Genomic DNA, 12,811 nt, shown 5'->3' with positions numbered 1-12,811 from the left:
GCCGCTCACGCCCGGAAGCGCGGGCCGTCCGCCGCCTCGCCGGCGATGAAGCGCAGCGTGCGCTCGCGCGCTTCATGGTCGGTGAACTGCTCGGGAGGCGATTTCATGAAGTAGCTCGACGGTCCGATCAGTGGCCCGGCCATCTTCCGGTCGAGCGCCAGCTTGGCGCAGCGCACCGCGTCGATCACGATGCCGGCGGAGTTCGGGCTGTCCCAGACCTCCAGCTTCAGCTCCACGCTCAAGGGCACGCCCCCGAAGGCGGTGCCCTCCAGCCGGATGTGCGCCCATTTCCGGTCGGCCAGCCAGGGGACATGATCGCTGGGGCCAATATGGACGTCGTCCGCGTCGAGCGGCACGTCCAATTGGCTGGTGACGGCGCGGGTTTTCGAAATCTTCTTCGATTCCAGGCGTTCGCGTTCCAGCATGTTCTTGAAGTCGGTGTTGCCGCCGAAGTTCAGCTGATAGGTGTGGTCGAGCCGGACGCCGCGCTCGCGGAACAGGTTTGCCAGCGTGCGGTGGATGATGGTGGCACCCATCTGGCTCTTGATGTCGTCGCCGATGACCGGCAGGCCGCGTCGCTCGAACCGCTTCGCCCAGCTTGGGTCGGAGGCTATGAAGACCGGGATGCAGTTGACGAAGGCGCAGCCGGCCTCCAGCGCCTGCTCGGCATAGAACTCCGTGGCCCGCTGCGAACCGACCGGCAGGTAAGACACCAGGATATCGGTGCCTGAGCGGCGCAGAGACTCGGCGATGGCAACCGGCGCCTCCCCCGACTCCTCAATGTCATCGGCCAAATAGCGGCCGATGCCGTCCAGTGTCGGACCGCGCTCCACTTGCACTCCCGAAGCACGCGGGCTTGCGAAGCGGCACGTGTTGTTCGGAGGGGCAAAGATGGCGTCGGACAAGTCCCGCCCGACCTTGGCGGCGCTTACGTCGAAGGCGGCGGACATTTCGATGTCGCTGACCCGATAGCCACCGAGATCGAGCGTCATCAGCCCGGGCGGCGGCTCATTAGCGTGAGCATCGGCATAATAGCTTACACCTTGCACGAAGGATGAAGCGCAATTTCCAACACCGGCAATCGCCACCCGCAGCTTTTTCCCAGTCACGAAATTCTCCTCGTTCTGAAAATTTCCTTAATGGACCGGAATGGTATTTGTATCTTGGAAAAATAATTGATGGAAGATCGTCCAATCTGACCACGCCTTTTGGGTAAGGTGTCGAAAGTCCAAAAGCGATGTTAACATTGATGTGATCGCGCTTCTTTTCACGAAGCGAACACAGCGGTTTCTCACGCATGTAAGTGAAAAGCTGTATTTCTTTGCAAACAAGAACCGCGACGATTGCCGATAACTTTATGCATAAACAACACAACCAAAAATGGCTGCCATAAACATCACCGTCCATCAGCGGAGGGGCTCGTGGGAGAATCCGTTCTTGTCACCGGTGGCGCCGGCTTCATCGGCCGCCACGTCGCCAGGGCACTTCTCGCCCGCGGCGACCGGGTTCGGGTTCTCGACAGTCTGATCGCGCAGGTCCATCCCACCCGGACGCGGCCCGATGAACTGGGCCCGGACATCGAGTTGCTGATCGGGGACATACGCGACGAGGCCATGGTCGCTCGGGCGCTGGAGGGTATGGACTCCGTGATCCACCTCGCCGCCGAGGTCGGTGTCGGCCAGAGCATGTACGCGGTGGACCGCTACACCTCGGTGAACGACCACGGGACGGCCGTGCTGTTCCAGCGGTTGATCGACCGACCGGTCCGCCGGGTGGTGGTCGCCTCCTCGATGAGCATCTACGGCGAAGGGCTGTACCGGACCGCCGACGGCACGCCGATGGAGGATGTGGTGCGCGGCCCGCGCAACCCGGACGGCTCCTGGGACCCGCTCGATTACGATGGACGGCCGCTGATCCCCGTCCCCACGCCCGAGAGCAAGCGCCCGGCCCTCAGGTCCGTGTACGCCATCGGCAAATACGTGCAGGAGCGGCTGACCCTGACGCTTACCGCGCAGTACGGGATGGAAGGGGCGGCGTTGCGGCTGTGGAACGTCTACGGCCCCGGGCAGGCGCTGTCGAACCCCTACACCGGGGTGCTGGCGATCTTCGCCTCGCGCATCGCCAACGGTCAACGGCCGATGATCTTCGAGGATGGCCAACAGCGGCGCGACTTCGTGCATGTCGGCGACGTGGCACGCGCGTTCCTGCTGGCGCTCGACCAGCCGACCGCCAACGGTGAGGTGTTCAACGTCGGGTCCGGCGAGGACCGCACCGTGGAGGAGGTGGCGCGGCTCCAGGCCGCCTCGATGGGCCGGTCCGACCTGGCTCCGGACATCACCGGCCAAGCGCGCGCTGGCGACATCCGCCACAACATCCCCGACCTGGGCAGGGCGCGGACAGTCCTGAACTACGAAGCGCGGCAGGATTTCGCCGAAGGGCTGGCCGAACTCGCCGAATGGGTTGCCCGGCATGAGGCGCAGGACCACGTCGCCGAGGCCCGGGGCGAACTCGAAGCGCGGGGGCTGGTGGCATGAACCGCCGGTCCGGACCGGCCTTGGTGGAGGCGACATGATGCGTGTGGCGTTGGTCAATCCGGCCTGGACCTTCGCGCACAGCATCTATTTCGGCTGCCGCGAGCCGCATCTGCCCCTCGAACTGGGCTACGGCAAGGCGCTGCTGGAGCAGGCCGGACATGAGGTCCTGCTGCTCGATGGGCTGTTGACGGGATTGTCGAACAGCGAACTGGCGGATCGGGTGGCCGGCTTCGCGCCCGGCATGACCGTGGTGACGACCGCGCCGACCTACCTGTTCTGGCGTTGCGCCCCGCCGGAGCTGCGCATTCCCCGTGATTTCCTGCTGGCGCTGGACGGACGCGGCGGCCGGACCGTCGCGGTGGGTCCGCATGGATCGACCACCCCCGGTGCAGCCCTGGAGAAGCTGGGCCTGGACGTCGTCGTGCGGGGCGAATGCGAGGAGGTCGTGAAACAGCTTGCCGACCGGCTGGATTCCGGCCAGCCAGGGTTGGACGACGTTCCGGCGCTGGCCTTCCGCAGCGGCGGCGGAACAGTCCTCACCGGCGGCCCGCACACCGGCCGCTTCGTCGATCTGCCAGCGCTGTCCTGGCCCGCCGAATGGCTGAACCGCCACCCCCACCATCACCACCGCTACGGCACCGAACCGCTCGGTGCGGGGGCCGAGGTCGAGGCGTCGCGCGGTTGCCCCTACACCTGTTCCTTCTGCGCCAAGATCGACTTCCGCGACCAGTACCGCCGCCGCGACACCGCTGTCGTGCTGGAGGAGATCGACCGGCTGACCGCCGCCGGCGTGCGTTACGTCTATTTCATCGACGAGATCTTCCTGCCCCGCCGCGACCTGTTGGAAGCGCTGGTGGAGCGTCCGGTCGAGTTCGGCATCCAGACCCGCATCGACTTGTGGAAGCCCGATCTGCTGGATCTCCTGGGGGCCGCCGGCTGCGTGTCGATCGAGGCCGGGGTGGAAAGCCTGACCGAGGAGGGTCGCGCAGCGCTCGACAAGAACTGCCGCATGAGCACCGACGCACTGGCCGACCGCCTGATCCACGCCCGGCGCAGCGTGCCCTTCGTCCAGGCCAACCTGATCGCCATGGCCGGCGACGACGCCGGGCTCGTCGCGCGATGGCGGGAGAGGCTGCACGGTGCCGGTGTCTGGGCCAACGATCCGGTGCCGCTCTACCCCTACCCCGCCTCGCCCGATTACCGCCGCCTGTGGGGCGAACCGGACGACCGGGCATGGGAAAGGGCGCACGAGCACTATCTGCGCCAGTTCGCGCGACTGAGCGACATTCAGGCGGAGGAGCCCCTGCCCTTGCATGAGCTGGAGGCCGCATGCGGTTGCCGGTGACGCCCCCGGCAGCCCCCGCGCATCCAGTCCCCACGCATCTGTTGATGACGGCGGACAGCGTGGGTGGCGTGTGGACCTACGCGCTCGATCTCGCGCAGGAACTGGCGGCAGGCGGCCTGCGCGTTACCCTGGCGGTGCTTGGGCCGTCACCGCAGGATGACCAGACCGCGGCGGCGCGCGCCATCCCCGGCCTGGAACTGATCGACACCGGCCTCCCGCTGGACTGGATGGCGGAGGACCCGGCCGCGATCCGGCGCGGCGCCGAAGCGCTGGGAACGCTCGCTCGGCGGTTGGGGGTGGATCTCGTCCACCTCAACAGCCCGGCCCTGGCGGCGGATGCCGGCTTCACGGTTCCGGTCGTGGGGGTCTGCCATTCCTGTCTGGCGACGTGGTGGGCCACCCTGCGCGGCGGCGCCCTGCCGGGCGACTTCCTCTGGCGGATCGAGGTTCTGGCGCGGGGCTACCGTGCCTGCGATGCGCTGGCAGCCCCGAGCACCGCCTTCGCGCAGGCCACCGCCGCCGCCTACGGTTTGCCGCCACCGGTCGTGGTGCGCAATGGACGCCGTCCTCCTCCGGGCGGGGGGCTGGGCGGACGGGAGCGTTTCGTCTTCACCGCCGGACGCTTGTGGGACGATGGAAAGAACATCGCAACGCTGGACGCGGCGGCGGCGCTGCTGGAGGCACCGGTGGTCGCCGCCGGCTCGCTGGAGGGTCCGGGCGGGAATCACCGGACCCTGCGTCACGCCGCGACGCTCGGGCGCCTGGATGCGGCGTCGATCGCGGCGTGGCTGGCGCGGGCACCGGTCTTCGCGTCCGCCGCGCTCTACGAGCCGTTCGGCCTGACGGTGCTTGAAGCCGCGCAGGCCGGCTGCGCGCTGGTGCTGTCGGACATCGCGACCTTCCGCGAGCTGTGGGACGGCGCCGCACTCTTCGTGGAACCGAGGGACAGCGCAGCCCTGGCCGCCACGATCCGCCGCCTGCTGGACGATCCGGGGGAGGCCGGGCGCCTCGGCGAGGCGGCGCGGCTCAAGGCCGGGCAATACGGCATGGAGCCGATGGCCTCCGGCATGCGCGGTCTCTACCGCAGCGTTCTGGCGCGTCACACCTCCACCCCCTCCCGCAAGGAGGCCGTTGCGTGAGGATCGTCTATTTCACCCATTCGCTGGCGTCCTGCTGGAACCACGGCAACGCCCATTTCCTGCGCGGCGTCCTCAGGGAGCTGATCATCCTCGGCCATGAGGTCCGCGTCCTTGAACCGGATGGCGCATGGAGCCTGCGGAACCTGCTGGCCGATCATGGCGAAGCGGGACTGGTGCCCTACCGGACCGCCTATCCGGAGTTGACCTCGCTGACCTTCACGACCGATACCGACGCGGCGGCGCTGTGCGACGGGGCCGATCTGGTCATCGTCCATGAATGGAACGACCCGGCTCTGGTCGCGGCGGTGGGCCGGGCGCGGGCCCAGGGCGGTCGCTTTTCCCTGTTGTTCCACGACACGCACCATCGCGCGGTCAGTGATCCGGGGGCCATCTCCGCCTTCGATCTCTCCGGCTACAACGGCGTCCTGGCCTTCGGCGAAACTCTGGCCACCGTGTACCGGCGCTGGGGCTGGGAGGATCGCGTCTTCGTCTGGCACGAAGCCGCCGACGTCCGGCTGTTCCACCCGCTGCCCGGGGAGGAGCGGCGCAGCGGAGCGGTGTGGATCGGCAATTGGGGTGATGGCGAGCGGACGAAGGAGCTGGGGAGCTTTCTGTTCGCTCCCGCCCGTGCCGCGGGTCTGGCTCTGGACGTCTATGGCGTGCGCTACCCCGCCGAAGCCCTGGCGACGCTGAAGCGGCACGGCATCGCCTACAAGGGCTGGCTGCCCAACGTCCGGGTGCCCGCGACCTTCGCCCGCCATCGGGTCACCGTCCATGTGCCGCGCCGTTTCTACGTCGAATCCCTGCCAGGCATCCCGACCATCCGCGTGTTCGAGGCGCTGGCCTGCGGCATCCCGCTGGTCAGCGCGCCATGGAGCGATTGCGAAGGCCTGTTCCGACCGGGAACGGATTTCCTGGTCGCCCGCGACGGTGCCCATATGACCGCCCATCTGCGCGCCGTGGACGGCGACGCCGACCTCCGCGCGGCGTTGGTCCGCAACGGCCTGGAAACGATCCGCACCCGCCACACCTGCGCCCACCGCACCAGGGAGCTGCTCGCCATCGCCGCCGCTCTGGCTGGCACGCCCACCCCCTCTTCGATGCTGGAGCCTGTCCGATGAAGATGGCCTTCTACGGTTCGAGCCTGCTTTCCTCCTACTGGAATGGCGCCGCCACCTACTATCGCGGCATGTTGAGCGAACTCGCCAAGCGGGGCTGGGACGTCACCTTCTACGAACCGGACGCCTTCGACCGCCAGAAGCACCGTGACATCGAGCCGCCCGACTGGGCCAGCGTCGTGGTGTACGAGGCCACCGCCGAGGCCTGCCGCACCGTGATCGCCCGCGCCGCCGAGGCCGACGTGGTGGTGAAGGCAAACGGCGTCGGCGTCTTCGACGACGAGTTGCTCGACGGCGTGATGGATGCCGCCGGTTCCCACGCCCTGCGTGTCTATTGGGACGTCGACGCCCCCGCCACCCTGGCCGAGCTTCGGCAGGCGCCGGACCATCCCCTGCGCCGCCGGCTGCCGCGGATCGACGCCGTGCTGACCTACGGCGGCGGCCCGCCGGTGGTCGCGGCCTACGAGGCGATGGGCGCCCGCCTGTGCCGCCCCATCTACAACGCGCTGGACCCGGCGACGCACCAGCCGGCACCTCCCCAACCGCGCTTCGCCGCCGATCTCAGCTTTCTCGGCAACCGGCTGCCCGACCGCGAGGAACGGGTGGAACGCTTCTTCCTGGAGCCCGCCGCGCGCAACCCGCAGGGCCGTTACATCATCGGCGGCAGCGGCTGGGAGACGAAGGGGCTGCCGGCCAACGTCGCCCACATCGGCCATGTCGGCACCGCCGACCACAACGCCTTCAACAGCTCGCCGCTGGCGGTTCTGAACATCGCCCGCGACAGCATGGCCGAGGTCGGCTTCTCGCCCGCCACGCGGGTGTTCGAGGCTGCCGGAGCGGCGGCCTGCCTGATCACCGACGCTTGGACGGGGGTCGAACTGTTCCTCACCCCGGACGAGGAAATCCTCGTCGCCCGCGACGGCCAGGACGTGACCGATCATCTGCGCGCCCTCACCCCGGCCCGCGCCCGCGCCATCGGCGACGCTGCGCGGCGGCGTACCCTTGCGGAACACACCTACGCACGGCGCGGCGCGGAGGTCGACGTGTTGCTGCGCGAAGCCCTGGCGGCCCGGCGGGAAAGGAGCGCGGCGTGAAGCTCGTCGTCCTGGGGCTGAGCCTGTCCTCCTCCTGGGGCAACGGCCACGCCACCACCTTCCGCGCCCTTCTCAAGGCGTTCGCCGCACGCGGCCACGACATCCTGTTCCTGGAGCGCGACGTTCCCTGGTACGCGCAGAATCGCGATGTCACCGATCCCGGCTATTGCCGGCTGGCCTTCTACGAGGACCTTGCCGACCTGCGGCGGTGGGCCGGAATGGTCGAGGAGGCCGACGCGGTGCTCGTCGGTTCCTACGTGCCCGACGGCGTCGCCGTCGGCCGCTGGGCGCAGGAAGCCGCGCAGGGGATCGTCGCCTTCTACGACATCGACACGCCGGTGACCCTGGCGAAGCTGGAACGCGGCGACGAGGAGTATCTCTCCCCTGCCCTCATTCCCGGCTATGATGTGTATTTCTCCTTCACGGGCGGACCGACGCTGGAGCGGCTGGAGTCCCGCTACGGCTCTCCGGCGGCGCGCGCGCTCCATTGCTCCGTGGATGCCGGCGCCTACGCGCCTCTGCCCGCGCCCAAGCGCTGGGATCTGAGCTATCTCGGCACCTACAGCCCCGACCGGCAGCCGACGCTGGAACGGTTGCTGCTGGAACCGGCCCGGCGCGCGCCGTCGCTGCGCTTCGTCGTCGCCGGTCCGCAATACCCCGACGGGATCGCCTGGCCCGGAAATGTCGAACGTCGGCATCATGTTCCTCCCGCCGAGCATCCTGCCTTCTATGCGGCCAGCCGTTTCACCTTGAACGTGACGCGCGAGGACATGATCCGCGCGGGCCACAGCCCCAGCGTCCGGCTGTTCGAGGCCGCCGCCTGCGCCACTCCGATCATCTCCGACTGTTGGGACGGCCTGGACGCGCTGCTGGAGCCGAACCGCGAGATCATCCTCGCCCACACGTCCGAGGACGTTTTGCACGCCCTTCACCAACTGGACGAGAACACCCGCCAAGCGATGGGCGCAAGGGCGCGGCGGCGAATCCTGAAACACCACACCGCCGCGCATCGCGCGGAAACGTTGGAACGGGAACTGGAGTGCGCGATGCGACGGACCAGCCAAAATACCAGTGTGGTACTGCCCTTTCAATGAGGCGGCGCAAACAGCCCATCACCGCTCCCGGTCCGTGGGCTTCTTCGGAGACTTCTTGGCCTCGATCTGGTCGAGCACCGCTTCAGGGGCGACATCCTGCTTGATGATGTCCAGATCGGAGTCAACGTCCGTCTTCACCCCCATGTGATCGGCCATGGACGACACCAGGGCCGTCAGTTTGGTGATTTCGTGCTCCGCCAACAGGCTGATTTGCAGATCGAGATCAGCCCGCTTGCTGGCGACCTCGGACATCCGATTCTGGCTGATGAGCACGAAGGTGGACAGAAAGATGGCCTCCACGGACGCAATCATCGCCAGAACGACGAAGGAGGGATCCCAGCGCGGAACGCCGGGCACCCACCCCAGGTTGGCGACGATCCAAAAACCAAAGAATGCCAAATGCAGATAAACGAACGTCATGCTGCCGGTGAAGCGGGTGATCGCGTCGGCAATCCGCTCCTCGGCGGTCGCCTCGACCTCCTCCCGTTCCCTGCGCTGGTGCAGCGCATCAATGTTCCGTTCGAGCACGGCACTCAATCCGGGGGATGGTGGTGGGTAGGTTGGTGGGCTTGCGGACTTCTCCGCGCGATCTCTGCCATGTTGGGACGGCTGTGCGTTCATGGCGTCTACCTTGCTTAAGTGAGTTGTCGTCGCCCCGTTCCTCTTCCAGGACTGGGATTGCGGTCGACCCTCAGGCTGTACTCAATGGCGCTTTCGATGTCGCTCCCGGCTGCTGGGCGTAATGGAGGCTTTGGCCTGGGGCAGTTTCAGATCCTCCGGGAAAAGGGATTGTGCAGCGGTAGGTTGCCGGTGACCGGCACCGCCGACCGGCGGACCGCGGCAATGGCTTGCAGCCCGGCTGTCCAATCGGTGAACCGGAACTTGCTCACCACCACATTGGGGAGGCTGCCCCTTTTTCTCACGAGCGACCGCCTCCACATCCAAACCTCTGCCTCCTTTTCCGGCGTCAACAGCAGGCAGGGCACTTCTCGTCACTCCGGCGGCACGATATTTTGCGCCGCCGCAGGCCCGCCTGGTTCCTTGGGGTGCCTTCAGCAAAATCCCGCATGTGCAGCGTTGCCGCGCCCATGGCGGCCTGATGGGCCAACCTTTTCCCGGCAGCCAGATAACCGACAAGGCGGCGGTGCCATTCATGCCACCTTCACAGGTGGGGCACAGCCGGATCATCGATCAAAAATCAGTATCCGGCGCTTTAGAGCTGTTTCATTGCCGCTCAATGCTTACCGTTCAATGTCTTTGATTCAAGCCCGATCCAGCCCAGCCGGCTGCCCAGGCGTGCCCACCGAGTTGTCTTTTGCACTGCCGCCGCTCCTCCCCCCGTTCGAAATCTATGACCGGAGGCATCATGCCCTTCGGTCGACTTCCGGGCTCTAACTCGGTGTCGTACTCTGTGGCACCGCTTCCCTTCCGTTGCGATGGTCACATGTCCAGGCGCATCAGCCAGAGCATCTCCCTCACCCCGGAACTCGACCGCTTCGTCCAGACTCTGGTGGCGTCCGGCCGCTACCAGACGGCCAGCGAGGTGGTGCGCGACGGGTTGCGCCTGCTTCAGGAGCGTGTTGCGCTGCCACCGTCGTCGCTTGCCCAGCCCCCTGCCCCAAGCGGCGGCCATGATTCCTGACGGCATCGGTTCGGAGTTGGATTGGCCCAGTGGGGGCGGGACCATGGGAGCGTTGATCCGAGCCCATGATTGGGCTGCGACGTCCCTCGGACCGAAGGCGGACTGGCCGCTGTCCTTGCGGGTTGTCGTCGACTTGATTCTCGCCTCCCCGCTTGGCATGATTGTTCTCTGGGGACCCGACCTCATCCAGATCTACAACGATTGCTACGCCGAAATCACCGCCGGCAAACATCCCCGCGCCCTCGGCCAACCCACCCGCGAGTGTTGGCCCGAGGTTTGGGACTTCAACGGGCCGATCTACGAGGCCGTGCTCCGCGGTGAGTCCCGCGGGTTCGACGACCAGAAGCTGATCCTCGAGCGCAACGGCGTCGCGGAGGAAACCTGGTTCGACCTCACCTACAGTCCGGTCCGCAACGATGCCGGGGCTATCGCGGGTGTTCTGGTGACGGTGCATGAGGTGACCAGCCGCAAGCGGACCGAACTTGCCTTGCGCGACAGCGAGAGCCGCTACCGCGCCCTGGTGGAGGCCTCCTCCTACGCCATCTACCGCATGAACATCGACTGGACGGAACTGCGGCAGCTTGACGGGCACGGCTTCCTCACCGACACGACCGACGGCAACAAGGCGTGGCTCGAGGAGTACATCCATCCCGACGATCAGCCGCAGCTTCTCGACGCCGTACGGGAAGCCATCCGGACCAAGAGCGCCTTCGATCTGGAGCATCGGGTCCGGCAGGCCGACGGATCACTGGGATGGACGCATTCGCGGGCGGTGCCGATCCTGGATGCGGATGGCGAGGTCTGCGAGTGGTTTGGGACCGCCAGCAACATCACCTCCCGCCGGAGCACCGACGAGGCCCTGCGGCGCAGCGAGGCGCGGCTGTCCGCCCTCTTCGCCCGCGCGGCGGTCGGCCTGTCGGAACTCACGCCGGATGGCCGCTTTCTCCGCGCGAACGACGAACTCTGCCGAATCCTGGGACGTCCGCGGGAGGAGGTCGTGGGCTTGTCCGTCGCCGACGTCACCCACCCCGATGATCTCGCGGCGAGCCGCATGGCCATTGAACAGGCCTTGCGGACGGGTGAGACCGTGGCGCTCGACAAGCGCTACCGGCGGCCCGACGGGACGGACGTTTGGGCGAACAGCGGCATCACGATCGTGCCCGGCAGCAACGGGGACGAGCGCCGTTTCCTGGCGGTCACGGCCGATCTGACCGTCCGGCGGGAGACCGAAGCGGCCCTGCGCGAGAGCGAGGCGCGGTTTCGTCTGATGGCGGACGCCATGCCGCAGATCGTCTGGATCACCGACGCCGGGGGACGGGTGGAATTCTTCAACCACCAATGGACCGACTATACGGGCATCGCTTACGACCCTCGGACGTCACCAACCACGGTATCGGACGTCATCGCCGACTTCATCCATCCGGACGATGCGGCGCTGACGGCTGAACGCTTTGAAGAGGCGCAGCGGGCGGGCAGCCTCTACCTCGTCGAGCATCGTCTCCGTTCGAAGACGGGGGAGTACCGTTGGTTCCTGGTCCGGGGCCTGCCTTACCGCGACCCACACAGCGGTGCGATCACCCGCTGGTTCGGCACCTCGACCGATATCCACGACCACAAGCACGCGGAAGCCCTGCTGCAGCAGGCACGCGACACGGCCGAGGCGGCGAGCCGGGAGAAGTCGAACTTCCTCGCTTCGGTCAGCCATGATCTGCGCCAGCCGGTGCAGGCGGCCAACCTGTTTCTTGAGCTTCTGCGGCGGCAGCCGCTCGACCCGAAGGCGCGCGAACTCCTGAAGTCCCTGTCGGACAGCATGACCAGCCTGACGGGCATGCTGAGCGGGCTGCTGGAGGTGGCGCGGCTCGACGCCGGCCTGCTCGCGGCGCAGGAGCGGGTCTTCGACCTCGACGAGTTGCTGAAGCGCCTCTACGGCGAGTTCCAGGGACCGGCGCGGGAGGCGAAGCTGCGGTTGCACATGCCGCCGGCTGCCAGATCGGTCCGGTCCGACCCGCTGCTGGTGGAATTGGTGCTGCGCAATCTGATTTCCAACGCCGTCAAATACACCGAACAGGGCGGCGTCACGGTGGAGACGCGGGTTGAGAAGGACCGGCTGGCGATCGACGTGACCGACACCGGGCGGGGCATCGCCCCGGAGGAGATGGAGCGCATCTTCGATCCCTATTACCAGATCGGAAACGCGACCCGTGAGCATGCGCGCGGTTTCGGCATCGGCCTCGCCACCGTGCAGCGGGTCGCCGATCTGCTGGCGACCCGGGTGACGGTCCGCTCCGAACCCGGTAAAGGGTCCACCTTCAGCCTGACGCTTCCGCTCGCGGATGACGAAGCGCAGGTGCCAGCCGCTGGGAGGGAGGCGCTCTGCGGGACGTTGCGGGGCCGGACGGCCCTGGTGGTGGACGATGAGCCAATGGTGCTGAAAGCGTTGGAGGTCACACTGGGGAGTTGGGGCGTGTCCGTGCACACGGCCCGCACGCTGGCACAGGCCCGGACCATGCTGAAGGAGTTTGAGGCTCCTCCGGACATCCTGATCGCCGATCACTCCCTGGGTGCGGGAGAGACCGGCGTGGTCATCATCAGCGAAGCCCGCCGACGCGGCACCCCGGTCACGGTTCTGGTGACCGGCGATACCTCGGCTGAACGGCTGGCCGAGGCCGGGCGGACCGGCATTCGCATGCTGCACAAGCCAATTGATCCCGCCAGACTGGAGGCATTGCTCGAGGAAGGGCTACAGGGGCGATAAGAACGTTTTTTGTGATCGGGCCGGTTCGGGCCGGTTTGTTGCAAAGTTTGTCGAGGGGCGCGGAGTGAGCTGATGTGGGATGTGGTGGGA

The 12,811-nt window shown here is 67.1% G+C and carries 10 protein-coding genes; 8 read left to right on the top strand and 2 right to left on the bottom strand.

The features are described 5' to 3' along the window. Nucleotides 1-5: 5 nt before the first annotated feature. Nucleotides 6-1,109 carry an inositol-3-phosphate synthase gene (locus Sp245p_RS22730; protein WP_041813877.1) on the bottom strand — a complete coding sequence of 368 codons (1,104 nt, stop codon included), beginning with the start codon at nucleotides 1,107-1,109 and terminating at the stop codon, nucleotides 6-8. Nucleotides 1,110-1,421: 312 nt separating this feature from the next. Between Sp245p_RS22730 and Sp245p_RS22725 the strand changes: the two genes are divergently transcribed. From Sp245p_RS22725 to Sp245p_RS22700, 6 genes are read left to right on the top strand one after another with little or no spacing between them, the layout of a single operon-like run. Next, on the top strand, nucleotides 1,422-2,534 hold the full coding sequence (locus Sp245p_RS22725) for an NAD-dependent epimerase/dehydratase family protein (RefSeq protein WP_014199296.1): 1,113 nt from the start codon (nucleotides 1,422-1,424) through the stop codon (nucleotides 2,532-2,534). Nucleotides 2,535-2,571: 37 nt separating this feature from the next. After that, nucleotides 2,572-3,879, top strand: coding sequence for a TIGR04295 family B12-binding domain-containing radical SAM protein (locus tag Sp245p_RS22720; protein WP_041814121.1), 1,308 nt, complete (start codon nucleotides 2,572-2,574; stop codon nucleotides 3,877-3,879). After that, the gene (locus Sp245p_RS22715; protein ID WP_014199298.1) at nucleotides 3,864-5,018 is read left to right on the top strand and encodes a glycosyltransferase family 4 protein; all 1,155 of its coding nucleotides are present in this window, start codon (nucleotides 3,864-3,866) and stop codon (nucleotides 5,016-5,018) included. Before Sp245p_RS22720 ends, Sp245p_RS22715 begins: the two co-directional genes overlap by 16 nt. Next, a complete protein-coding gene (locus tag Sp245p_RS22710) occupies nucleotides 5,015-6,139 on the top strand; it encodes a CgeB family protein (RefSeq protein WP_014199299.1) in 1,125 nt (374 codons plus the stop codon). The genes Sp245p_RS22715 and Sp245p_RS22710 overlap by 4 nt, the downstream gene beginning before the upstream one ends. Beyond that, entirely contained in the window at nucleotides 6,136-7,230 is a 1,095-nt protein-coding gene (locus Sp245p_RS22705; protein ID WP_109138916.1) for a CgeB family protein, read from the top strand. Before Sp245p_RS22710 ends, Sp245p_RS22705 begins: the two co-directional genes overlap by 4 nt. Continuing rightward, nucleotides 7,227-8,324, top strand: a complete 1,098-nt coding sequence (locus Sp245p_RS22700; protein ID WP_014199301.1) for a CgeB family protein — start codon at nucleotides 7,227-7,229, stop codon at nucleotides 8,322-8,324. Before Sp245p_RS22705 ends, Sp245p_RS22700 begins: the two co-directional genes overlap by 4 nt. Before the next feature lie 18 nt (nucleotides 8,325-8,342). Here the strand turns inward: Sp245p_RS22700 and Sp245p_RS22695 are convergent, their stop codons facing one another. Next, nucleotides 8,343-8,852: a DUF1003 domain-containing protein gene (locus Sp245p_RS22695; RefSeq protein WP_014199302.1), complete on the bottom strand. Its 510-nt coding sequence runs from the start codon at nucleotides 8,850-8,852 to the stop codon at nucleotides 8,343-8,345. A 916-nt stretch (nucleotides 8,853-9,768) separates the two neighbouring features. Between Sp245p_RS22695 and Sp245p_RS22690 the strand changes: the two genes are divergently transcribed. Together Sp245p_RS22690 and Sp245p_RS22685 are read left to right on the top strand one after the other, a co-directional pair. Next, a complete protein-coding gene (locus tag Sp245p_RS22690) occupies nucleotides 9,769-9,966 on the top strand; it encodes a type II toxin-antitoxin system ParD family antitoxin (RefSeq protein ID WP_014199304.1) in 198 nt (65 codons plus the stop codon). A 133-nt stretch (nucleotides 9,967-10,099) separates the two neighbouring features. After that, the gene (locus Sp245p_RS22685) at nucleotides 10,100-12,721 is read left to right on the top strand and encodes a PAS domain S-box protein (RefSeq protein ID WP_186466852.1); all 2,622 of its coding nucleotides are present in this window, start codon (nucleotides 10,100-10,102) and stop codon (nucleotides 12,719-12,721) included. Nucleotides 12,722-12,811 lie beyond the last annotated feature (90 nt).

It is taken from the genome of Azospirillum baldaniorum (assembly GCF_003119195.2).
Taxonomy (GTDB): Bacteria; Pseudomonadota; Alphaproteobacteria; order Azospirillales; family Azospirillaceae; genus Azospirillum; species Azospirillum baldaniorum.
The sequence above is the reverse complement of the archived record's forward strand: the minus strand, read 5'-3'. Positions and strand labels throughout refer to the sequence as shown.